This window comes from Xanthomonas populi, from assembly GCF_002940065.1.
GTDB lineage: Bacteria > Pseudomonadota > Gammaproteobacteria > Xanthomonadales > Xanthomonadaceae > Xanthomonas > Xanthomonas populi.
This window is the reverse complement of sequence record NZ_MDEJ01000036.1, coordinates 1-22352: the sequence shown is the minus strand read 5'-3', so window position 1 is coordinate 22352 and position 22352 is coordinate 1. Positions and strand designations below refer to the sequence as shown.

At 63.5% G+C, this 22352-nt stretch carries 14 protein-coding genes, 3 other RNA genes and 7 pseudogenes; 10 read left to right on the top strand and 14 right to left on the bottom strand.

Annotated features, from left to right (window positions below; translation table 11 throughout):
* Positions 1-17 precede the first annotated feature (17 nt).
* From XpopCFBP1817_RS08040 to XpopCFBP1817_RS08030, 3 genes are read left to right on the top strand one after another with little or no spacing between them, the layout of a single operon-like run.
* Positions 18-1310: an EAL domain-containing response regulator gene (locus XpopCFBP1817_RS08040; RefSeq protein ID WP_128416725.1), complete on the top strand. Its 1293-nt coding sequence runs from the start codon at positions 18-20 to the stop codon at positions 1308-1310.
* Positions 1311-1314: 4 nt separating this feature from the next.
* Positions 1315-2121, top strand: a complete 807-nt coding sequence (locus XpopCFBP1817_RS08035; protein WP_167393868.1) for a CheR family methyltransferase — start codon at positions 1315-1317, stop codon at positions 2119-2121.
* Entirely contained in the window at positions 2118-3245 is a 1128-nt protein-coding gene (locus XpopCFBP1817_RS08030; RefSeq protein ID WP_208619576.1) for a protein-glutamate methylesterase/protein-glutamine glutaminase, read from the top strand. The genes XpopCFBP1817_RS08035 and XpopCFBP1817_RS08030 overlap by 4 nt, the downstream gene beginning before the upstream one ends.
* 128 nt (positions 3246-3373) lie before the next feature.
* Here the strand turns inward: XpopCFBP1817_RS08030 and XpopCFBP1817_RS08025 are convergent.
* The 6 genes and pseudogenes from XpopCFBP1817_RS08025 to gpmA all read right to left on the bottom strand — a co-directional run.
* Positions 3374-4005, bottom strand: a pseudogene (locus tag XpopCFBP1817_RS08025) (phospholipase D-like domain-containing protein); the annotation flags it as partial.
* Between the two features lie 5 nt (positions 4006-4010).
* Positions 4011-4087, bottom strand: a non-coding RNA gene (locus XpopCFBP1817_RS08020) — sX9 sRNA.
* A 65-nt stretch (positions 4088-4152) separates the two neighbouring features.
* A pseudogene (locus XpopCFBP1817_RS08015) lies at positions 4153-4559 on the bottom strand (phospholipase D family protein); the annotation flags it as partial.
* A 153-nt stretch (positions 4560-4712) separates the two neighbouring features.
* Positions 4713-6815, bottom strand: a complete 2103-nt coding sequence (locus tag XpopCFBP1817_RS08010; RefSeq protein WP_128416714.1) for a M13 family metallopeptidase — start codon at positions 6813-6815, stop codon at positions 4713-4715.
* A 325-nt stretch (positions 6816-7140) separates the two neighbouring features.
* Positions 7141-7457: pseudogene (locus XpopCFBP1817_RS08005) on the bottom strand (hypothetical protein).
* Positions 7458-7614: 157 nt separating this feature from the next.
* A complete protein-coding gene (gene gpmA / locus XpopCFBP1817_RS08000) occupies positions 7615-8364 on the bottom strand; it encodes a 2,3-diphosphoglycerate-dependent phosphoglycerate mutase (protein ID WP_128416713.1) in 750 nt (249 codons plus the stop codon).
* Between the two features lie 101 nt (positions 8365-8465).
* On the opposite strand from gpmA, the gene nfi reads away from it, so the two are divergent.
* From nfi to XpopCFBP1817_RS07985, 3 genes are all read left to right on the top strand, one after another.
* The gene (gene nfi, locus XpopCFBP1817_RS07995; protein ID WP_128416712.1) at positions 8466-9179 is read left to right on the top strand and encodes a deoxyribonuclease V; all 714 of its coding nucleotides are present in this window, start codon (positions 8466-8468) and stop codon (positions 9177-9179) included.
* Between the two features lie 109 nt (positions 9180-9288).
* Positions 9289-10179, top strand: coding sequence for a pirin family protein (locus XpopCFBP1817_RS07990; RefSeq protein WP_128416711.1), 891 nt, complete (start codon positions 9289-9291; stop codon positions 10177-10179).
* A gap of 264 nt (positions 10180-10443) precedes the next feature.
* Positions 10444-10905 (top strand): hypothetical protein, encoded by a 462-nt coding sequence (locus XpopCFBP1817_RS07985; RefSeq protein ID WP_128416710.1) that lies wholly within the window; start codon positions 10444-10446, stop codon positions 10903-10905.
* A gap of 180 nt (positions 10906-11085) precedes the next feature.
* Here XpopCFBP1817_RS07985 and XpopCFBP1817_RS07980 read toward each other — a convergent pair.
* The 3 genes and pseudogenes from XpopCFBP1817_RS07980 to XpopCFBP1817_RS07970 form a co-directional block, all read right to left on the bottom strand.
* A non-coding RNA gene (locus XpopCFBP1817_RS07980) (sX9 sRNA) lies at positions 11086-11162 on the bottom strand.
* A 60-nt stretch (positions 11163-11222) separates the two neighbouring features.
* A pseudogene (locus tag XpopCFBP1817_RS07975) lies at positions 11223-11649 on the bottom strand (OsmC family protein).
* A 33-nt stretch (positions 11650-11682) separates the two neighbouring features.
* Positions 11683-12540: a pirin family protein gene (locus XpopCFBP1817_RS07970; protein ID WP_128416709.1), complete on the bottom strand. Its 858-nt coding sequence runs from the start codon at positions 12538-12540 to the stop codon at positions 11683-11685.
* Between the two features lie 225 nt (positions 12541-12765).
* Here XpopCFBP1817_RS07970 and XpopCFBP1817_RS07965 point away from each other — a divergent pair.
* Positions 12766-14838, top strand: a pseudogene (locus XpopCFBP1817_RS07965) (carbon starvation CstA family protein).
* Positions 14838-15062 carry a YbdD/YjiX family protein gene (locus XpopCFBP1817_RS07960; RefSeq protein WP_128416708.1) on the top strand — a complete coding sequence of 75 codons (225 nt, stop codon included), beginning with the start codon at positions 14838-14840 and terminating at the stop codon, positions 15060-15062. The pseudogene XpopCFBP1817_RS07965 and the gene XpopCFBP1817_RS07960 overlap by 1 nt, the downstream one beginning before the upstream one ends.
* 445 nt (positions 15063-15507) lie before the next feature.
* On the opposite strand, the gene XpopCFBP1817_RS07950 is transcribed toward XpopCFBP1817_RS07960, so the two are convergent.
* Together XpopCFBP1817_RS07950 and XpopCFBP1817_RS07945 are read right to left on the bottom strand one after the other, a co-directional pair.
* A non-coding RNA gene (locus tag XpopCFBP1817_RS07950) (sX9 sRNA) lies at positions 15508-15584 on the bottom strand.
* A gap of 121 nt (positions 15585-15705) precedes the next feature.
* Positions 15706-16410 (bottom strand): HAD family hydrolase, encoded by a 705-nt coding sequence (locus XpopCFBP1817_RS07945; RefSeq protein ID WP_167393866.1) that lies wholly within the window; start codon positions 16408-16410, stop codon positions 15706-15708.
* 242 nt (positions 16411-16652) lie between these two features.
* Between XpopCFBP1817_RS07945 and XpopCFBP1817_RS07940 the strand changes: the two are divergent.
* Positions 16653-17414: pseudogene (locus tag XpopCFBP1817_RS07940) on the top strand (ankyrin repeat domain-containing protein); the annotation flags it as partial.
* A gap of 88 nt (positions 17415-17502) precedes the next feature.
* Positions 17503-18640 (top strand): annotated as a pseudogene (locus XpopCFBP1817_RS07935) (Tle-like phospholipase domain-containing protein).
* A 45-nt stretch (positions 18641-18685) separates the two neighbouring features.
* Here XpopCFBP1817_RS07935 and XpopCFBP1817_RS07930 read toward each other — a convergent pair.
* The 3 genes from XpopCFBP1817_RS07930 to XpopCFBP1817_RS07920 form a co-directional block, all read right to left on the bottom strand.
* Positions 18686-19936: a DUF819 family protein gene (locus XpopCFBP1817_RS07930; RefSeq protein WP_128416706.1), complete on the bottom strand. Its 1251-nt coding sequence runs from the start codon at positions 19934-19936 to the stop codon at positions 18686-18688.
* Between the two features lie 429 nt (positions 19937-20365).
* On the bottom strand, positions 20366-20581 hold the full coding sequence (locus XpopCFBP1817_RS07925; RefSeq protein WP_128416705.1) for a hypothetical protein: 216 nt from the start codon (positions 20579-20581) through the stop codon (positions 20366-20368).
* A gap of 525 nt (positions 20582-21106) precedes the next feature.
* Complete coding sequence (locus XpopCFBP1817_RS07920; RefSeq protein ID WP_128416723.1) at positions 21107-21715, bottom strand: nucleotidyltransferase family protein; 609 nt, start codon at positions 21713-21715, stop codon at positions 21107-21109.
* Positions 21716-22352: the final 637 nt, after the last annotated feature.

Below are 22352 nucleotides of genomic sequence, written 5' to 3'. Positions count from 1 at the left end.
TGCACGCGATGCCGAAAATGACGCCCACGCGCCCCACCCTTCTCTCCTGCAACTGCGCGCTGGACGGCCCGGTGCTGGTCGTCGACGACAGCGTGGTGCAGCGCGAGCATGCGATGGCGCTGTGCCGCCAACTCGGCGCCGTTGCGGTCGACGGCGCGGTGGATGGCCACGCGGCGCTGGCCTGGTTGAGTAGCGCCATCTCACCATCGCTATTGCTGATCGATCTGGAAATGCCGGGCATGGACGGCGTGCAGCTGCTCGATGCACTGGCGCGCGGCAAGTACAGCGTGCCGGTGGTAGTGGTCTCGCAACGCGGTGGCGCCTTGATCGATGCGGTGATTCAGCTCAGCCGCAGCGCCGGCGTGCTCATGCTCGGCGGTATCGAAAAACCGATGCATCTGCAGGATCTGGCCACCGTGTTGGATTGCGAACCCGAACTGACGGCAGACGCACCCGCAGGGATGCCGGCTGCGATCTCGACGCTGATGTCCAGCGGTGGCGCGGCAGCGTCGCGGCTGGATCGCGCCATGCGCCGCGGCGAAATCCGGGTGGCCTACCAACCCAAACTCGACCTCAAGGATGGCCGCCTGCGCGGTGTGGAAGCGCTCGCGCGCTGGCGCCGCCCGCAAGGCGACATGATCGGGCCTGACCGCTTCATTCCGCTGGCCGAACGCGAAGGCTTGATCTGTGCGCTGACCCAGCAGGTCATCGACAAGGCGATTGCGCAATTGGTGGATTGGCGCGCAGAAGGATTCCAGCTGACGCTGGCATTGAACCTCTCGCCCAACCTGCTCAGCGAGCAGCATTTTCTCGAACAACTGTGCGGCAAGTTGAGCGACAACGGCTTGAGCCCCGCCGATCTGGTGCTGGAACTGACCGAAAGCGCCATCGTGGAGCCGGCCAACGCCTTGAGCATGCTGGCGCGTTTGCGTCTGCATGGCTTTGGCTTGTCGATCGACGACTACGGCACCGGTTTTTCGTCGCTGCAACGCCTGGCCAGCATTCCGTTCACCGAACTCAAACTGGATCGCAGCTTTGTGCATGCCGCGCACCGCAGTCGCAGCCAGCGTACCGTGCTCGAATCCACCTTGGAACTGGCGCACCGGCTCGACCTAACTGCCGTCGCTGAGGGGGTGGAAACACCGGACGACTGGCGCCTGCTGCGCGAACTGGGCTGCGACCTGGCACAAGGCTATCTGATGGGCTCGCCGATGCCCGGGCCGATGCTGTCGGAGTGGTGGCGCGAACACGCGGTGCGCATCGCGCGCCTGAGCGACAGCGCGCTGGTCAGTGATACGGATGTCGCCTGAGACCGTGAGCACCGCCACCGCCATCACCGAGCAGGAATTCGGCCGCTTCCAGCGCTTCATCTTCGAAGCGGCCGGCATCAGCATTTCCGCCGGTAAAAAAGCCATGTTGTGCGATCGCTTGGGCAAACGCCTGCGCGAACATCAGTTCAGCACCTACACGCAGTATCTGCAGTTGCTGGAAAGCCGCCAGGACCGCGACGAGATCCAGACCGCGATCGACCTGCTGACCACCAACGAAACCTATTTTTTCCGCGAGCCCAAGCACTTCGAGCTGCTGCGCAAGCTGGCCGGTGACCATCGCGGCGGCATGTCGTTCCGCTGCTGGAGCGCGGCCAGCTCCAGCGGCGAAGAAGCCTACAGCATGGCAATGGTGCTGGACGACGCCTTGCAAGGCCGCCCGTTCGAAGTGGTCGGCAGCGACATCAGCACCCGCGTGCTGGCCAAGGCGCGCACCGGGCATTACGCCTTGCAACGCATCGACGGCATTCCGCAGCCCTATCTCAAACGCTATTGCCTGCGTGGCCAGGGCGAGTACGACGGCACCTTGCTGGTGGAACGCCGCCTGCGCGATCGGGTGAAGTTCGTACACGCCAACCTCACTACCGCATTGCCGGTTCTGGGCAGCTTCGACGCGATTTTCTTGCGTAACGTCATGATCTATTTCAACGGCCAGACCAAGCGCGAGGTCATCCTGCGCGTGCTGGCCAACCTCAAATCGGGTGGATATTTCTGCATCGGTCATTCGGAAAGTCTGAGCGAACTCGACATCGATCTGGTCCAGATGTCACCCTCGATTTTCCGCAAGGCCTGAGCCAAGGATCCGCCGTGTCGACAGCCTTCAACCGCCCCGCCGCCAGCCCTGATACCATTAAAGCCATGGTCGTCGACGACTCGGCGGTGGTGCGCCAGGTGCTGGTCAATGTGCTCAACGATGCGCCGGGCATCGAAGTCATCGCCACCGCCGCCGACCCGCTGCTGGCGATCGAAAAAATGCGTCAGCAATGGCCGGACGTCATCGTGCTGGACGTGGAAATGCCACGTATGGACGGCATCACCTTCCTACGCAAGATCATGAGCGAGCGCCCCACCCCGGTGGTGATCTGCTCCACGCTCACCGAAAAAGGCGCGCGCGTCACCATGGACGCGTTAGCGGCCGGAGCGGTGGCGGTGGTGACCAAACCGCAATTGGGGCTCAAGCAATTCCTCACCGACTCGGCCGACGAACTGGTGGCCACCGTGCGCAGCGCCGCGCGCGCCAATGTCAAACGGCTGGCCGCGCGCGTCAGCGCAGTGCCGTTGGAAGCGGAGGTCAAACACACCGCCGATGTGATCCTTCCGGCGCAAAGCGGACGCGCGCTGGCGCAGACCACCGAACGCATCGTCGCCATCGGCACCTCCACCGGCGGCACCCAGGCGCTGGAAGAAGTGCTGACCGCATTGCCGCGTGTCTGCCCCGGCATCGTGATCGTGCAGCACATGCCGGAGAAGTTCACCGCCGCCTTCGCCGCACGCCTCAACGGCCTGTGCCAGATCGCGGTAAAAGAAGCCGCCAACAACGATCGCGTGATGCCGGGGCGTGCCTTGATTGCACCCGGTGGCAAACATCTGCTGCTGCGCCGCAGTGGCGCGCAATATTTCGTCGAAGTGATGGAAGGCCCGCCGGTCAACCGGCATCGTCCGTCGGTGGATGTGCTGTTCCGCTCGGCCGCGCGCGCGGCCGGCAGCAACGCGCTGGGCATCATCATGACCGGCATGGGCGACGACGGCGCCGCCGGGCTGCTGGAAATGCGCCAGGCCGGCGCACGCACCGTGGCCCAGGACGAACACACCAGCATCGTGTTCGGCATGCCCAAGGAAGCGATCAAACGCGGTGGCGCCGACCGCATCCTGCCGCTGGGCGCGATGGCGCGCGAGATCGTGACGCAACTGCAGTAGCGCGCTGCGCGAGGAGCGGCGGCGTTACAACTGCGACTCCAACGGCAAGCAGCCCATCACTGTCACTGCGCCGCCACACGCTCGCTGCCGGCTCGCGTACCCACACTTCTGGCGGTTGCGCTGCATCGTCGTACCAAGGCAGTCAGCAGTGGCACACGGTAATCGGCGTAGCCGCCGTGCACGGCAACGACATCATTTGCAGCCAGGGAGCTGGTCAACACGCTGACGCGCACCTTGCGCGGACGCAGATCGCCGATCCAAAGCAGACTCTGTTGGCCCGGTACAAAGTGGGGCGAGATCACGTTCAATTCGCGCTGCGCGTGCGCCATCTCGCCGATCAAGGTCGGCGTCATCCAGTCCGCTTGCTGCGGCGCGCCCTCGGCTTTTTACGGCGGGTCGGAGACGATGCGCGCCTGATCCAGCCAATGCACGTTGCGCTCGCCCTGCGTCAACGCCTGCACGCTCGGCGATTGGCGCAGCCGCTCCACATACGGATGCGCGCGTGCCGATTGCAGGCCGGCGTCCAGACTGCCACGCAACGTATCCAGTGCTTGCGGCTTTGCCGTTACCAGCGCGGCCAACGGCAAGGCATTGGGGCTGTTCCAGTACGCATCGAGCACCTGTTCGGCCTGACCCAACGCAGGCCCATCAACGCCGCATCCATGTCCATGAAATTAGTGTCGCGCGTCGCATCGAAAGACTCGTCGCCCACATTGCGGCCACCCGCCACCGCGATGCGGCCATCGGCGATCCAGGCCTTAGAGCGGCTAACAAAACGTAGCGAGCAGTCGTCAGGTGGGTGCGGACGGCGCGCTCAGAACCGGAGTGTACGAGTGGTACATGCCGATTCCGAGCACCGGCCGCGCCCGCCTGGCGGTGAGCGCAGTCGTTTTGTTAGACGCTCTTAGTTGTGCATGCGCCGATTGATGCTGAACATGCGCAGCACCATCTCCACACCAGGCATCAGCGTGCCTTCGCGCGCACGGGTGGGATTGAACAGACCGATCTCGATCAACGGATGACTATCGAGCGCCGCCAGCACCGACCGGCCGCACGCGCGGTGAGCGCGCGCAGCGCAAACGCATCGATAGTGTCGGGCAGGATCACCATGCCGGTTTGATCGGCATGCGCCTACTGCAGCGGCGCGACGACTTTATGGATCGGCGTCGCTGATGCGGTGGCTGGCAGCGCATGACTCACTGGACCGCGTTGACGATCGGCACAGCGTCCGTAACCGTACAGCGATAGCACGCTACCCAGCACGAGCACCAGCGCCCCGATGCCGATCCATTTGAAGATGTTTCGCTTTGTCACTGCCGGCCCCGTATTGCACAGCGCGGCAGTCCAGAGCCTGCACAGGCATGTCGATGTGCAGACGCAAGCACGCAAGCGAACTCGACAAACCCGCAAAAACAACGGATTTTCAGCGAGCACTGCCGCAACAGTCCTCGCCGGATGCGATGCCGCTTACCAGATCGCGACGCGATCCTTGTCCCCACGCACCATCGCATCGCCAGGCTTGCACCGGAAGGCCTGCGCAAACGCCGGCATGTTCGACGGCGCCCCGTTGGCGCGAAAATTGGCTGGCGCATGCGGGTCGGTGTTCAAGCGCACGCGCAATTCGCCATCGGTGAAATGACGGCGCCACACCGTGGCCCAGTTCATGAAAAAGCGCTGGTCCTGCGTATAGCCATCGACCTGCTTGTTGGTAGCCGGCTTTTCCTTCAACGCCATCTGCAATGCATCGTAGGCCACGGTCAGGCCACCGAGATCGCCAATGTTTTCGCCCAAGGTCAGTTTGCCTTTGACGTTTACGCCGGGGATCGCTTCGTAACCGTCGAACTGCGCCACCAGCCGATCGGTGCGCTGAGTGAACAACTTGCGGTCCGCATCGGTCCACCAGGTGTCAAAGTTGCCCTTGGCATCGAACTGGCTGCCCGAGTCGTCGTAGCCATGCATCATCTCGTGCCCGATCACCGCACCAATACCGCCGTAATTCAACGCCGGGTCGGCCTTGTGGTCGAAGAATGGCGGCTGCAAGATCGCTGCAGGGAACACGATCTCGTTGCGCGTGGCGTTGTAGTACGCGTTGACCGTTTGCGGGGTCATCTGCCACTCGCGCTTGTCGACCGGCTTGCCGATCTTGTCCAGCATGTAGCGATAGTTGAACGCCTGCGCGGCCTGCATATTGGCCAGAAACCCATCGCCACGCGTTTCCAGCCCCGACCAATCGCGCCACTGATCCGGGTAGCCGATCTTGGGCGTGAAGCTGGCCCATTTTTCCAGCGCGCGTTGCTTGGTTTCCGCGCTCATCCAATCGAGCTTTTCCAGCCGTGCCTTCAGTGCCGCGGAGAGGTTCTGCACCAGCTGCTGCATCTGCTCCTTCGACTCGGCGGGAAACGCAGACTGCACGTAGAGCTGCCCCAAGGCCTCATCCATCGCCTCGTTGACTGCGTTCAAGGTGCGCTTCCAGCGCGGCAGCATGTCTTTTTGACCACGCAGCGTCTTGGCGTAGAAATCGAAGTTGGCTTGCTCGAACGGCTTGGCCAGATACGGAGCTGCCTCATCCACGCTGTGGAAGCGCAAGTACGCTTTCCAGGTCTCCACGGGCGTATCGGCCAGCATCGCATCGAGCTCGGCGAAGTAACCCTGCTGGCTCAAAGAGAACGTGCCAACCGGCACCTTGAGCGCGCCGAAAAACGCCTGCCAATCGAAGTGCGGCGTCACTGCATTGGCACCGGCCACATCGACCGGGTTGTAACGCTTTGCAGGGTCGCGCAATTCGATGCGCGACAGTGAAGCATTAGCCAGACGCGTTTCGAACGCCATCACCGCCTTGGCCTGCGTGGCGGCCTGCGCTGCGGGAACGCCGGACAATTCCAGCACACGGGCGATATAGGCCACGTACTGCTCGCGGATCTTGGCGTGCGCCGGATCGGTGTAATAGCCCTTCTCGGGCAAGCCCAGACCGCCCTGCCCCGCGTAGGCGATCATCTGTTCGGAATGCTTGTAGTCGGCATTGGCGCCAAACGAAAACACAAAGCCCTGGCCCTGCGCATAGCTGTTGCGCAACCACGCCGCGATGGCCGGCGCATCTTTCAGCGCATCGATCGTCTTCAACTGCGGCTGCAGCGGCGCGATGCCGGCGGTGTCGATCGCCGCTTCGTCCGAGCCGGTGCGCCACAGGTCGGCGATCTTGGCGTCCACCGAGCCGGCCGACAGATTGCCGCGCGCCAGTTGCTCCACCAACGCATGCTGGATGGTCAAGGAACGCTCGGCCAGCACTTCGAAACTGCCCCAGCTGGTGCGATCGGACGGCACCGGGTTGGCCTTGAGCCACTTGGCATTGACGAACCCGCTGAGGTCCTGGCACGCGTTGATGGCCGGATCCAGATCGTTGATGCCGAACGCCACGATCGGCGCATCGAGCTTGGACACATCCACCTTGGTTGGCGCAGCCTGCGGTGCAGTAGACACCGCATTGGCGGCGTCGTCGGATTTGCCACATGCCGACAACATCACCGCGATGGCTACCGCAAGCGACAACGGGGCGAACTTGCTCAACATCATTGCATTCTCCAAGGCACACGACCGCGTCATAGGCAATCGAAAAAAGTAGGTAGCCGTCTGAAAAGACAACCACGCAAAATCACTACAGCAGCACCACGACGCCCTGACGTTAGATACTGCGCCTTATCGAAAACGCATACGAGCGGCTTGCAACACCAGTGCGCGTCCGCCAGAAGGGCGCCTGACGACCGCTCCCTACGTTTTGTCAGCCGCTCTAAGCCCCACTGAGACATCATCTGCGCGCCATCCAACCGGGCACTGGCGATGTTCTGTCGTCAACTGGTCGAGCGCTGCATCCCGGCGCAAGACGCGCCATCGCTGGCAGTTATTTCCGCGCGTGAAACGGTGCCATCAACAGAGACACCGGATCCGCCAACAGCATCAACACCAGCGCGACCTCATGCCCGGAGGCCGCGTTGGCCCAGGATTCCATCAGCCGCGATGGCCCAAACAGCCCGAACGCCAGCAGCACCCCACCAACGACGCAGATCGGCAGTGCCACCCCCATCGCCGAACCAGACACGCTGCCATTGGCCAGCACCGCGAACGCACCGCCCCACCTGCCAGCAGAAATCCCATCGTCGCCAGATACGCGCGGCAGTAGGTGGCAGTGATCTGTTGCGTGCCGCGTTTGCTGGGCATCATGTCTTGCCACAATCAACACACACGCGGCGCGTGCTCAACCAACGAACACGCGCCGCAGTGATACAAAACACCCCGCGTCCTGTCGACAATGCGTGATGCAAACATCAACCCACGCGACGCGCAATGCACGCAGCGCAGCCACCGAACGCCGCGCTTACTTCGCCTTGCCCTGGTTTGCCACCGCTTCGGCAGCGCGCTTGGCCGCTTCCGGGTCGCCCAGATAGCGGAAGCTCTGCACCTGCAGGTCGTCGTCCAGCTCGAACAGCAGCGGAATGCCGGTCGGGATGTTGAGCTCCAGGATCTGCTCGTTGGAGATAGCGTTGAGGTACTTGTACAGCGCACGCAGCGAGTTGCCGTGCGCGGTCACCAGCACGGTCTGCCCGGCCTTCAACTGCGGGGCGATCGCGTCGTTCCAGTACGGCAGCACGCGCACCAGCGTGGTCGCCAGCGACTCGGTGCCCGGCAAGGCATTGCGATCCAGCGTGGCGTAACGGCGGTCGTGACACGGGTGCCCCGGATCGTTGACGTCCATCGCCGGCGGCGGAATGTCGTAGGAACGGCGCCAGATCTTGACCTGCTCTTCGCCGTGCTTGGCCGCAGTTTCGGCCTTGTCCAGGCCCTGCAAGCCACCGTAATGGCGCTCGTTGAGGCGCCAGCTCTTGGACACCGGCAGCCAGTCCTGATCGAGCTCCTTCAACGCGCCTTGCAAGGTGTGGATGGCGCGCTTGAGCACCGAGGTATGGGCCACATCGAACTGCAGCCCCTCGTCCTTCATCAGCTTGCCGGCGGTGGCGGCTTCCTGGCGGCCCTGCTCGGTGAGTTCCACATCCACCCAGCCGGTGAAACGGTTGTCCAGATTCCATTGGCTCTGGCCATGGCGCAGCAGTACGAGTTTGCGGGTCACTCAGATTCTCCGATGGGGCCGATCAGCCTGCGATTGTAACGGCAGCCAGCGCATCGCTGGTGTGCACGGCATCGCCACGTAGTGCACGCGATGCTGTGGTCATGCACACGACGATCGATCCCGTCTTTGCCGGTTGGGACGGCAGCATCCTGCAGGCGCGACAGTTGCAACAGCAACTGGCACAGCGCGTGGTGTTGCAGGATCACGTGAGCGCGACACCACAGGTGCTCGCCGGTTTCGACGTCGGTTTCGAAGACGATGGGCAGACCACGCGCGCCGCAGCGGTGCTGCTGGATGCGCACACGCTGCTGCCGTTGGAAACGCATGTGGCGCGCTTGCCCACCGCGATGCCGTATGTGCCCGGCTTGCTCAGTTTTCGCGAACTGCCTGCGTTGCTGCAGGCGCTGGCGCTGCTCTCGCGTACGCCAGATCTGGTCTTCATTGATGGCCAGGGCATCGCGCATCCACGCAAGCTGGGCATCGCTGCGCACTTCGGCGTGGTCACCGGGCTGCCGTGCATCGGGATCGCCAAGCAGCGCCTGGCCGGCAGCTTCGTCGCGCCCGGCCCTGAACGTGGCGACCATAGCCAGATCCTGCTAGGCGGCGCGCAGGTCGGCTGGGCGCTACGCAGCAAGCCGCGTTGCAACCCACTGATCGTCTCGCCAGGGCATCGCGTCTCACTACAGAGCGCACTCGACTGGACCTTGCGCACACTGCGCGCGTACCGACTTCCAGAGCCCACCCGCCTGGCCGATCGGCTGGCCTCGCGACGCGGCGATGTCATGTCTGACGTGCAAGGCGACCTGCCGGGCTGACCACCGCCGCAGGCAACAACGCGGAACGTACCGTCTTGCCAAGCACCCGGCTGCCATCGAGCGCGCGTGCGACGCTTGGCGCCTGTTTCGATCACCACACGCCGCCGCCATGACCATGATCATCGCCCCACGCGTCCATGACATCGGCGGGCTGGAAGTTCGCCGCGCCGTGCCCACGCTGCAGGCGCGCAGCGTCGGTCCGTTCGTGTTCGTCGACCAGATGGGACCGGCGGTGCTGGAGCAGGACCACGGCATCGATGTGCGCCCGCATCCGCATATCGGCCTGGCCACGGTGACCTTCCTGTGGTCCGGCGAAATCGGCCATCTTGATACGCTCGGCTCGGACCAGGTGATCCGCCCTGGCGACGTCAACTGGATGACCGCCGGCCGCGGCATCGCCCATTCCGAACGCACCCCCGGCCCCGAGCGCGCCCGCGCGCATGCGCTGCACGGCATGCAGACCTGGATCGCGCTGCCGCGTTCGGCCGAGGAAACCGCCCCGGCGTTCCACCACCACGCCGCTGCCACGCTGCCGCAGCAGCGGCGCGGCGGCGCATTGCTGCGCGTGATCGCCGGCCGCGCCTACGGCGAAGAATCGCCGGTGAAGGTCTTCAGCGAAACGCTCAACGTGGCGATCGATCTGGAGCCCGATGCCGAGATCGATCTGGACACCAGCCACCTCGAACGTGCGCTCTACATTCTCGACGGCGACGCGCAATTGGACGGCGCGGATGTTCCCGCCCGCCATCTGATCATTCCCTCGCCCGGCGCGCGCGGACGGCTGCGTGCCAAGACGCTGGTCAAGGCGATGCTGCTCGGCGGCGAGCCGCTGGATGGCCCGCGTCACCTCTGGTGGAACTTCGTCTCCAGCTCCAAGCAGCGCATCGAGCAGGCCAAGGACGACTGGCAGGCCGGTCGTTTCGGCAGCATTTCCGGCGACGACAAGGAATTCATTCCACTGCCGGAAACTGCGCCGCCCAAGCCGATCAATGCCCCCTGAATGCGGCAATTCGGATGCAGCGGCACGCGCGACGCGCCCAAGTCCCGAATCAGTCCCGAAGCCGGGTGCCCCTGCGCACAGCCAATTTCAGCGCTGTTTGCGACCAAGCTTGAGCTTGCAGATAACAGTGTGGTAGTGATGTCGCTGTAGGTCGGGGGCATGTTGCGTGCACAGCACAGCCGCGCGGGGGGCGCACGGGCTGTTGCGACGACACGGTAGACGGCATCGCCCCTGCGCAGTCATCCATTGCCGGGGAACATTTGAATGAAGTCCGCATCCTGCCTTGTCGGCCTGAGCTTGCTGTTGGCCGCCGCCAGCGCTTACGCACAAACCTCGCCGGTTTGCCAGCCATTGCCGCCGGCCTCCGGCTTGCAGTGGAGCCAGCTCGCAGGCGCCGACTACCTGGTCTGCAAGGCCATGACTGCCGACGGTCGTCAGGTCGTCGGGGTGATGCTCACCACCCGCGACCCGGCAATGCGGCTGGCCCGCGACCGACGCGCCGAGAAGGGACAGTTCCAGGAAGAAGACTTCTACTGGTACAAACTGGACCTGGGCGGTCGCCAGGTGCCAGGCATGGAATCGCGCCGCGTTACGGTGGTCGAGCTGGGCAAGAAGCGCTACGCGCAACTATGGATCGACGGCGCCAGCACCGAAGAACTGGCCTCGATGCAGTCGCTGGTGCAGAACATGGATCTGCAGCCGGCCAGCCTGGCATTGCAGCGCTAAAGCACCTCGCTTCGCAGCGCTGACTCATGATGAGTTAGCGACATTACGCCAGGCCGGCTTGCCCGGCCCTTTGCTGGTCGCTTCTGTCGGCCATGGTTGCACGCGATCTCGCTGGCCGGATACGCGCCACGCGCTCGCATCCTTGCGACAAACGCGTGTCATCCCGGCACGCTTGAGGGTGGCTAACAAAACGGAGCGAGCAGTCGTCAGGTGGGTGCGGACGGCACGCTCAGAACCGCAGTGTACGGGTGGTACATGCCGATTCCGAGCACCGGCCGCGCCCGCCTGGCGGCAGCGCAGTAGTGGTGTTAGCCACTCTAAGTCGCTGCGTCGCCCGCTTCTGTTTCGGTCCACTGCTGCAGTTGGCTGTCGATCTGCACCTGCCCCGTCAGCAGCCGATGGATCGAGCAGTTGTCGGCCACTTCAATCAAGCGCGTGCGCTGATCGTCGTCTAGCGCACCGTCAAGCACGATCTCCCGCGTGATCACCGTGCCCGTCGCGCCGGGTGTCATGCAGATGCACATGCACCGCCGTCAACGGCCACTGCTTGCGCGCGGCCACCATCGACACCGTGATCGCGGTACAGGCACCCAAGGCGCCCAACACCTGCGACTCCGGATCCGATCCTGCGTCGGCACCGCCTTTGGCCGGCTGGGTGTCGCCGCTCCAAGTGTGTTGACCGTCGTGAATGCTCACGGTGTATGGCACCGCGCCGGTGCTGACGGTGATGGGTCGGTCACTCATGACGCTCTCCAAACATGGTTAGACCAGGCCGGTTCAAAACCGACCTTCCTGAAAATCGACGAAGGCCTGTATCGATTCCTGCTTGGTATTCATCACGAACGGGCCGTGCCGCATCACCGGCTCGTTAAGCGGGCGTCCGGCCACCAGAATCAGCTGCGCACCATCGGCACCTGCCTGTAGCGTCAGACACTGCCCGCCGCCCAGCACCGCCAGTTCCTGCGCCGGCAGAGCGCGCGAAGCATCGCCCTCGCCCACCGTCACCGCACCCTCGAACGCGTAGGCAAACGCGTTGTGACCGCTGGGCAACAGGTAATCCCAGGCGATATCTGGCGCGAGTGCGATATCCAGATACAGCGGGTCGGTGGCGGGTTGCACGATCGGCCCGCGCACTTGGCCCACCGTTCCGGCAATCACCTTGACCATCACACCGGGCGCTGGATGCGCAACCGGAATACTCTCCGGTGCGTATTCCTGATACTTGGGGTCGGTCATCTTGTCGCGCGCCGGCAGATTCACCCATAGCTGAAAGCCGCGCATGCGCCCGGATTCCTGCTCGGGCATCTCCGAGTGGATGAGCCCGCGCCCGGCGGTCATCCACTGCACGCTGCCCGGGGTCAACAGACCCTCGTTGCCGTGGTTGTCCTTGTGCCGCATGCGCCCGTCGAGCATGTAGGTCACCGTCTCGAAACCGCGATGAGGATGACTGGGGAATCCGGCCACATAGTCCTCGGCCTTGTCGGTGCCGAACTCGTCCAGCATCAGAAACGGGTCCAGGTCCGGCAGCTGTTGGGTGCCGATCACGCGGGTCAGCTTGACCCCGGCACCGTCTGAGGTGGGAATGCCGCGAATCGTGCGCAGCACTTGTGCCGCTGCGCTCGTGGTGACGCTCATCGAACTCCCCTGTGCGGCTGTTGACCACTCATGATGGATGCGCCCACCCTGCCGCCCAACCGCGACCGGCGCAACCGATCGCTCCAAAACCCGTTGCCGCGCCCTCTCGATCCAGCACATGGCGATCACGCTCTACAACTAACGTTTTACCCCTGCCCGGAACGGCACCATTGACCGCAGCCAGGCAGGGAGGGGCCTTCGGTGAATCGTTCCGGAGGAGCGTGCATGAAAGGGTTTTCGAAGCTGGCCTGGGGCGCGCTGGCCCTGCTGTCCGCGTTCTGTCTGGGCACCGTGGCGCTCCGGCGCGGCCAACATATCAACGCGTTGTGGATCGTGGTGGAGGCGGTGTCGATCTATCTGATCGCCTACCGGTTCTGCAGCCTGTTCATCGCCGACAAGGTGCTGTAGCTGGACATCACCCGCGCTACGCCGGCGGTGGCCCACAACGACGGCCTGGACTACGTGCCCACCAACAAGCATGTGTTGTTCGGCCACCATTTCGCCGCCATTGCCGGTGCCGGGCCCTTGGTCGGCCCGGTGCTCGCCGCACAGATGGGCTATCTGCCCGGTCTGCTGTGGCTGGTGGTCGGCGTGGTGTTTGCCGGCGCGGTGCAGGACTTTGTGGTGTTGTTCCTGTCCAGCCGTCGCAACGGCCGCTCGCTGGGCGATCTGGTGCGCGAGGAAATGGGACAAGTGCCCGGCACCATCGCCCTGTTCGGCGCCTTCCTGATCATGATCATCATCCTGGCGGTGCTGGCGATGGTGGTAGTCAAGGCGCTGGCGGAAAGCCCGTGGGGCATGTTCACGGTGATCGCCACGATGCCGATCGCGCTGATGATGGGCGTGTACATGCGCTACATCCGGGTCAGCAAGATCGGCGAGATTTCGGTGGTCGGGCTGATCCTGCTGCTGGGCGCGATCTGGCTGGGCGGCAAGGTCGCCGCCGACCCGAGCTGGGGCCCGGCCTTCACCTTTACCGCCAAGCAGATCACCTGGATGTTGATTGGTTATGGCTTCGTCGCCTCGGTGTTGCCGGTCTGGCTGCTGCTGGCACCGCGCGATTACCTGTCCACCTTCCTCAAGATCGGCACGATCCTGGCGCTGGCGGTCGGCATTCTCGTGGTGATGCCGGATCTGAAAATGCCTGCACTGACCCAGTTCGCTTCCACCGGCGACGGCCCGGTGTGGAAGGGCGGCATCTTCCCGTTCCTGTTCATCACCATTGCCTGCGGTGCGGTGTCCGGTTTCCATGCCTTGATCGCCTCGGGCACCACGCCCAAGCTGCTCGCCAACGAAGGCCACATGCGCTACATCGGCTACGGCGGCATGTTGATGGAATCGTTCGTGGCGGTGATGGCGCTGTTGGCCGCATCGATCATCGAGCCGGGCATCTACTTCGCCATGAACAGCCCCGCCTCGCTGGTCGGCAGCGACACCGTGGCAGTGGCCGCAAAAGTCTCCGAATGGGGCTTTGCAATCACTCCCGAGATCCTGGAAACCACCGCAAAGGACATCGGCGAGCACAGCATCCTGGCGCGTGCCGGCGGTGCGCCCACACTGGCCGTGGGCATCGCGCAGATCCTGCACCAGCTGCTGCCGGGCGAAGACACCATGGCGTTCTGGTACCACTTCGCCATTCTGTTCGAAGCGCTGTTCATCCTCACCGCCGTGGATGCCGGCACGCGCGCGGGCCGCTTCATGCTGCAGGACCTGCTGGGCAACTTCATCCCGGCCTTGAAGAAGACTGAATCGTGGACCGCCAACATCATCGCCACCGCCGGTTGCGTGGCGCTGTGGGGGTATCTGCTTTACACCGGCGTGATCGATCCGTTCGGCGGCATCCAGACCTTGTGGCCGTTGTTCGGCATCTCCAACCAGATGCTGGCCGGGATCGCGCTGATGCTGGGCACGGTGGTGTTGTTCAAGATGAAGCGCGACCGCTACGCCTGGGTCACCCTCGTGCCGTCGCTGTGGCTACTGATCTGCACCACGTATGCAGGGCTGATCAAGATCTTCGACAGCAACCCGGCGCAGGGCTTCCTGGCGCAGGCGCACAAGTATCAGGACGCGATCACCAGCAACACCGTCACCGCGCCGGCCAGAACGGTGGCGCAGATGCAACAGATCGTCACCAACGCCTACGTCAACACCGGGCTGACGGTGCTGTTTCTGTTCGTGGTGGGATCGATCCTGATCTACGCGGTCAAGACCATCGTGATTGCGCGCCGCAATCGGCAACGCAGCGATCGTGAAACCCCGTACGTGGCCTTGCAGCCACACCAGATGGCAGACCTGTAATGGGCACGCAACTCGTCCTTGCCGGCCAATACCAGGTGCATCGCCGCGTCTGGCGACGCCTGATACAGACCGCACGCCTGTGCTGCGGCATTCCCGATTACGACAACTACGTGCGCCACATGCTGGAAAAACATCCCGACAAACAGGTGATGGACTACCCGGCCTTCTTCCGCGAGCGCCAGGATGCGCGGTACGGCGGCAAGAGCGGGTTTCGCTGCTGTTGATCGGTGATCAACCAGTAGAAACGCAACAGGGCGCGATGCGAATCGCGCCCTGTTGCGTTGATGTCTTGAGTTTTAAAGCGGCGGATCTGCGACCTGGCTGCAGGGTCCTTACCCGCCCACCATCGCGGGACACGCCGCAAGTACGTCCAGGCATCCATGCCGCGTAAGGTCCCGCGACGGTGAGCGGGCAAGGACCAGTCGAGATGGTCGGTGTGCAAGGTGCAAGCGATGCATGAGATGCTTCTAATTCGCTAACTCTCATGTAGGTGTTCACTCCCGGCATTAGATGGCCCGCTTTTCACCTAGCTACCGACCAACTCTCTGGTGCGGTGTCCTCACCGCTTGCGGGACCGTGTAGCGGCATGGATGCCGCCACCGAGCCTCCACGGACGGATTCACGGCGTGTCCCGCAAGCGGTTAGGGTACCGCGCGCTCGACTAATAGCGGCTAACAAAACGTAGCGAGCAGTCGTCAGGTGGGTGCGGACGGCGCGCTCAGAACCGGAGTGTACGGGTGGTACATGCCGATTCCGAGCACCGGCCGCGCCCGTCTGGCGGCTGCGCAGTAGTTTTGTTAGCCGCTCTAACTAGGCTTTTGATCTAAGCATTTGACTGCAGCCAAACGATGCTACGACTCGACATCCTCAACCGGCGCGCTTTTGCGCGAGCCGCTTGAACAATGCAGGAAAATCGCGCATATCGTCGAACACCGCAAGCACACCGATCCGTCGCAGGGTTTCGTCGTGTCCGGCCGGAATATGGCTGGCACCGGTAAAGCCTAGTACCTGCATGCCCGCCGCCAAGGCGGCAGTTGCGCCGGTGGGGCTGTCTTCGATCACCAGGCAACGCTGCGGCGCAACGCCCAGTGTGCGGGCGGCCAGCAGATAGACATCCGGCGCGGGTTTGGGCCGCTCCACCATATCGGCACTGAAGATATTGCCCGCCACGCGCGCGGTGAGACCGACGCGTTCGACCGAGGCGATCACATTGTGGCGGCGGCTGTTGGAGGCTACCGCCAGCGGCAACGGGATCTGTTCCAGCGCGGCGCGTGCGCCGGGAATCGGCTGCACCTGCGCCTTGATCAAGGCTTCACTGCGCGCCTGAATCTGTGCGAGCAAAGTCTCTGGCAACTGCACCGAGAAGTGCTCCTGCACCCGCAGCAACACCTCACGCGTGGTCTGCCCGAACGTGGTCCCCAGCAAATGCTCCAATGCCTCGGCCGGCACGAATGTTGCCAGTGCCTCACGCATCACCCGGTCGGCCAGTATCTCGCTGTCGACAAGCACACCGTCGCAATCGCTGATCAATAATTCGTAGACCATTGCACCCATCTGCTCGTAAAGCGCCATTATGCCGGCCGCGTTGTGACCGTTGGCTGTGGCGGGTTGCGTGCGTGTTTGACGCCCATCGTGATGCATCCACAGCAGGCCAATGCCACGGCGGCAAGCGGACTGAACAGGTGAAATCAGCAGCGCCAACGCATCTCACACAATCTTACAGCGCGTCATTCAGGCAGCTGCTAGGATCGGCCCCGCTGCAGAACGGCTTCCCGCAGCGTCTCCAGAAATGCGATCAGGAGAAGGAGATTCCGATGCAACCGCGATTGCCTGCCCTGCTGGCTCTTGCGACCTCGTTTCTCGCAGTCTCATGCACCGCCTCGCCCGGTGCCAAGGCGCAAACCACCATGTCAGCTACGCTGCAGCACCACACCCTCGCCTTGCGCGTCCCCCGTTTGACCGACATCGCCAAGGCCATTGCGCACGGCGACGTCGCCCGAATCGGTGCACTCGCACCTACCATCGATCTCGCCGCACTCGGCGATCAGAACGTCACCTTGCTGGAGTGGGCGATCTGGAACGAACAACCACGCGCACTGGCCGCATTGCTCGACGCAGGCGCAGATCCCTCATTGCCTGGCATGGACCAGGAAACGGTCGTGCACATGGCCGCGATGGCGCAGGACCCTGAGTATCTGAAGGTGTTGCTACAGCACAAGGCGCCGATCGATGTGGTCAGCGCGCGTGCCGGCTGGACGCCGTTGTTCGGCGCAGTGCAGAGCAAGCGCGATGCATAGATCGGCTTGTTGATCGAGGATGGCGCCGATGTGCAGCGCGTCGACCACACCGGCAACAGCGTGCTGCATCTGGCCGCACAGAGCGGAGCGGCGAGTGCTGTAGTGCTGCAACTGCTCAACGCCGGTGTGGATCCCACGTTGCGCAACGCGCAGCAGAAAACCTTCCAGGCGTATTTCTTCACCACCCCGGATCGCTTGCTCAATATCAGCGGCCAGCAGGTCAGGTCGGACGTGCGCGCGTGGTTGAGCGCCCACAACACTCCCGTGGAAAGCAGCCGCTCAGCGGGCTTTTCGCACGACGAACGCAAGGAGCCGCATATGAGCCCGTCAAATCCCACTGATTCCTTCACCCCAATTCGCAGAGTCGATCCGCGGGCAACACCCGCGCCCGGAAGACCAACAATTTCCGGCGATGCTGCAAGACATCTACGCCACCGCTGCGCAGCGGTGGCGGCGCCGAAACCTTCGCAGCCGTACCCAATGGCTGGTCGCGCATGGATGACAGTGCGCTGCAAAAATCCGGCATCGACCCCAGCTTGCTGCACGACGCAAAAAGCGGTTTCGATTCCGCGTTTTACCGCACGAGCAAGGCACGTGGTGCTCGGCTTCTGCGGCACCGACGAAGGCTAAGGACTGGAAGCACAACATCGGTCAGGGCCGGGCTTCGACGACGCGCAATACGCCCCGGCGATCCAGCTCGGCAGCCAGGTCAGCCAGTCCTTTGGCGACTAGGTGGTGATCACAGGGCACTCGCTCGGCGGTCTGGCAGCGGCATCGGCCGTGCTCAACGACATTGCTGCAGTGACCTACAACGCCGCAGGCGTCAACGACCGCACGCTGGAGCGACAAGCTCTGGATGCATTGGCGGCCAAGGACTACGCCAGCAGCGAATTGATCCGCGGCTATCACGTCAACAACCAGATTCTCACCCATCTGCAGGAAGACAGCATTCCGTTGAAGTGGACGATGCCCAATGCGGCCGGCCACCAGATCGAGTTGCCGGAGCCGGATCCGTTGTCGTTCGAGCAGCGTCTGGTGCCGGCATGATGCTCAAGCGTCGGCTGAATCTGCACGGCATGGAGTCGATGATCAAGGCACAGCACATGCAATCGCCGAATCAGGCGTAGGGCACGACACTGCACACCGGCAGCCAACTGTTTAACGATGCGGTGGTGCAGCTGGACAGCCAGCACGGCCGGCTTGGGCTACGCGACGACACCGCGTTTCTCAACACCGCCGCCAGCGTGGCCGCGCGCGCAAGCAGCGATGGCCTGCAACGGATCGATCATCTGGTGCCCAGCCGCGAAGGCGATAGCCTGTTCGCGGTGCAGGGCCGCATGGACGACCCGACCCATCTGCGCAGCCAGGTGCAGACCGCGGCGGCGGCCAACGAACCGGCGCAAGACAACGTCGGCCAGCTGCAGCAGCAGAACAAGCAGCAGGCGCAATCGCAGTCGCAACAGCCTTCCCAGCAGCAGGAAGAGCATCGCCGCCTGATCCAGTAATCGTCGTTGCCAGTCTCCGGGCACTGGCGCGCGCCGGTGCCCGGATCAGCCTGCGCCCGCCATCGCGCGCAAGGTAATGCCGACGAGATAGGCCAGATAGGTGCCGGTGGCGTAGCCCATCGTGCCGAGCAGCACACCGACTGGCGCCAGTGCCGGGTGGAAGGCCGCAGCGACCACCGGTGCGGACGCCGGGCCACCGATGTTGGATTGCGAGCCGATCGCGAAATAGAAGAACGGCACCCGCAGTAACCGGGCCAGGCCCCATAACAGCGCGATGTGCACGGCGATCCAGATCAGCCCGAGCAGGAACAGCCATGGCCGGTCCAGCAGCGCCAGCAGATCCATCTGCATACCGATGCAGGCGATCAGGAAATACAGCAGCAGCGTGCCGATCCTGGAGGCGCCGGCGCCTTCCAGCGTGCGGGCGCGGGTGAAGCTCAGCAGCAACCCCAGGCTGGTCGCCAGCACCACCACCCAGACGAACGGGATGTCCAGACTGAACTGGCTGGCCCAGCTCAGATTGGCCTTGCACCACCCGGCTAGCGGATTGGCCAGCGCATGTGCCAGGCCGACGCCACCGAACGCCACCGCCACGATCACCATCAAATCGGCCAAAGTCGGAATACGCGCGTGTTCGGCCTGGAAGCGCGCCATGCGCTCCTGCAAGGCATCCAGCGCGCGGGTATCGGCACCGCTACGCGCATCGATGTTGCGCGCCCGCCCGGCCAGGAAGATCAGCACTGCCATCCACACATAACCGACCCCGACATCGACCACCGCAAACTGGCCGAAGGTAGTGGCATCCACATCGAACACTTCGCGCATGGCCAGCATGTTGGCGCCGCCGCCGATCCAGCTGCCGGCCAGCGCGGCCATGCCGGCCCAGGTATCGCCGGCGACGGTGGCCGGATGCAACCAGCGCATCACCCAGAACGCGACCACCGCGCCCAGCATGATGCTCAGCGATGCGCCCAGATACATGGCGACCAGCTTGGGCCCCAGCCCCAGGATCGCGCGCAGGTCGATGCTCAGGGTGAGCAGGATCAGCGCGGCCGGCAGCAGCACGTCGCGGGCGATCGGGTTGTAGAGGCGGGTGTTGGCACCGTCAATCAGGCCGACCGTGTTGTAGATGCCCGGCAGCAGATAGCACAGCAGCAAGGCCGGCACCACGGCGTAGAAGCTGCGCCATGGGCCGCGTTCGCGCGAGGAAGTCCAGAACACCACCCCCAAGGTGGCAGCGATCAAGCCGAAGACGACGATATCGTTTTGGATCAGTGCAGCACCGGCGGCATTCACAACGGGCGAACATCCAGAAAGGTGGCCGCCAACGCGCGGATCGTGCCAACAGCGGCCGATGGCATGAATCTAGCCGACCTGCGCCTCTGCACACACCCTGGCATCGATGCTGACATCAGCATCGTCACTACGGACTTGACGTCGAGATGATGCGTAGCCTGTACGGAAAACAATCGACACGCTCGCGGAAGATGTCAGACGCAAGGTGCTGGTTTCAGAGCGACTGACAGACCTGAGCGAGCGGTTGTCAGTTGGGACGGGCGGCGAGCCAAGAATCCGCAGAGAACGTTTGCAAACGCTGCGTCGAGCACCGACCGCGCCCGCTTGGTAGCGAACATCGCAGTTGTGCTGGTAGCGACGTCGTAGCTCGACTGGGAGTAACCGCAGTCGTTTTGCTGTTGGTGAGCGCTATCGCCTTGTCAGCCGCTCTTAGCCGTAACGCCGCACCACGTGGTCGCCCTCGGCGGTATTCAACACCACGCCGCTGGGCTGACCAGTGGTCAGGCAATGCAGTCTGGCCATCACTTCGGCGTTGTCCAGGGCGCCCTGCTCGCGCAGATAACGCAGCGGCGACCACTGCGGCCGGGTGACCCACCAGCCACCCTGCTCGTGATGTATGCGTACAACGTAACGGGACTCGTCCATCAGGCCTCCGGCCAGTGCGTGCAGCGATCTGAACGACGGTGCGTAAAGCGCGCGAGCAATCGCAGCGCACTACGGATGGGAACGCCTTCTCCCATCAGCATGCCGGCGCGCCCTTACTCAAGGGGCCGCGGGAGAGTGGCCAAGGGCCCCGCGTCCAGCATAGCAAGCATGTTCTTTAAATTCTGGGAATACCGTCGGGCGAACACTGGCATTACGGTAGGAAAATTCTTACATGACACCGGTCACGCGCAGCACTACATTTGGATCCTGAGCGGCGAACAGACGTCGCGAGCGGCCGTCAGGTAGCGCGGGCGGTGCGCAGCGGGGCGTCAATCGCGCTTGGGAAGTGCCTCGAGGGAAGAGTCGCATGTATCTACTCAGGAAGTTCCAGTTTCCGGTCAAATCCGCGATGGTGGTGGGCTATGTCCTGGTGATCCGGGAGGCGATCGTGCTGTGGTCGTGAGGACCTCAGGCAGCTGACGCTCAGGCTGTCGGATCACGCGGACCGATACCCGGCATCGCGTCTCAGTCCGCATCGACCCAGCCACGCTGTTGTGCATCTGCCAGGTCGGAAGGCGTGTCCACGTCCAGGGCGAGCGCCGGGGCGCTCACGCAGCCCAGCGTCTGCACGTCCAGACTGGCGAACAGACCGCGCAGGCCGCTATCGGCTTGCAACGGCACATCTACCCACGCGGCATGCGTCACCACTGCCGGGATTCCACGTACCCCGGCGTAGCCGCTGGTGGCGCATCCTGACGCTGCATGGCCGGCCTCTTCGAGTAACGCACGCAGATGCGGTGCATCCAACGCAGGCTGATCGCAACCCAGGATCAGGCTGCGCCGCAGCGTTGTGTCGTCCTGCACGTAGTGCCGTAACGCGGCCAGGCTTGAGCCCATGCCGGCAGACCAGTCGCCGTGCCGCAGCACTTCCACGTCCAGACCTTGCAGGACATCGGTCAGTGCATCGGCATCTGCGCCCAACAGCACCACGCACCGGTGCGGCGATGTCTGTAGCGCCAGACGCGCGAAGCGACGCAACAGCGGCTCCCCATCGCGCATCAGCAGTTGTTTCGAACGGCCCAGACGACGGCCGGCGCCTGCGGCAAGTATCAGTGCAGCGTGGTCGCTGCTCATGCGCTCGATGCCGTGAGGCGTGGCGAACAAGCTCGCGGTGTTGGCTGTGAATCGCGTTGCGAACTGCTGATCTGCATAGTGCCAGTGCGATCTGTGCTTGCAAGCGACGGACATTGGTCAGCGTCGCGAGATGCGTCGTCATGGTGATCAAAAAGTACGGTCATGGCGACGTCGTGCGTGTTGGAGATGGGCTCAGCGTAGAGGTCCGAATGTGCGTGCGGGGTGACTACGTGTTGCACGTTTGCGCTGCTTGTTCGCACGGAGTAAGCGCTTTAGCGGATGACGTCGTGAATGAAGCGCCACGTTTGCCTATCGGGCAGTACATCGCTGTATGCGCGCACCGACGAAGCGATTTGGCGGATCAGTAAGCGAGCGCTGTCTACCCGACCCGGGCCATACACGCTGCCGAATCCAATGCATGCCCATCAATGCATATTTTAAATAATTCGAATTAAAGCAGCACCTTGATCGGCTGAAACTCGGCACTTCTGCTTTCAAGCAGCCATCGGATATGGAACGCCTGCACACTGATTTAAGTGCAGCGGCCTATCGCCTTACAGGATCCTCTAAAAACCCCAGCAATCTGCCATCATTGACTTGACGCCCTGCCAGCGGAGAACGACAGACATGATCAGCT

Excerpts from the sequence above, each read along its gene's own strand:
- XpopCFBP1817_RS07960 (WP_128416708.1), top strand. The coding sequence starts at position 14,838 with ATGGGCACGCAACTCGTCCTTGCCGGCCAATACCAGGTGCATCGCCGC.
- XpopCFBP1817_RS07990 (WP_128416711.1), top strand. The coding sequence starts at position 9,289 with ATGACCATGATCATCGCCCCACGCGTCCATGACATCGGCGGGCTGGAA.
- nfi (WP_128416712.1), top strand. The coding sequence starts at position 8,466 with ATGCACACGACGATCGATCCCGTCTTTGCCGGTTGGGACGGCAGCATC.
- XpopCFBP1817_RS07920 (WP_128416723.1), bottom strand. The coding sequence starts at position 21,715 with ATGAGCAGCGACCACGCTGCACTGATACTTGCCGCAGGCGCCGGCCGT.
- XpopCFBP1817_RS08010 (WP_128416714.1), bottom strand. The coding sequence starts at position 6,815 with ATGATGTTGAGCAAGTTCGCCCCGTTGTCGCTTGCGGTAGCCATCGCG.
- XpopCFBP1817_RS07970 (WP_128416709.1), bottom strand. The coding sequence starts at position 12,540 with ATGAGCGTCACCACGAGCGCAGCGGCACAAGTGCTGCGCACGATTCGC.
- XpopCFBP1817_RS07945 (WP_167393866.1), bottom strand. The coding sequence starts at position 16,410 with ATGGCGCTTTACGAGCAGATGGGTGCAATGGTCTACGAATTATTGATC.
- XpopCFBP1817_RS08040 (WP_128416725.1), top strand. The coding sequence starts at position 18 with ATGACGCCCACGCGCCCCACCCTTCTCTCCTGCAACTGCGCGCTGGAC.
- XpopCFBP1817_RS07985 (WP_128416710.1), top strand. The coding sequence starts at position 10,444 with ATGAAGTCCGCATCCTGCCTTGTCGGCCTGAGCTTGCTGTTGGCCGCC.
- XpopCFBP1817_RS07925 (WP_128416705.1), bottom strand. The coding sequence starts at position 20,581 with ATGGACGAGTCCCGTTACGTTGTACGCATACATCACGAGCAGGGTGGC.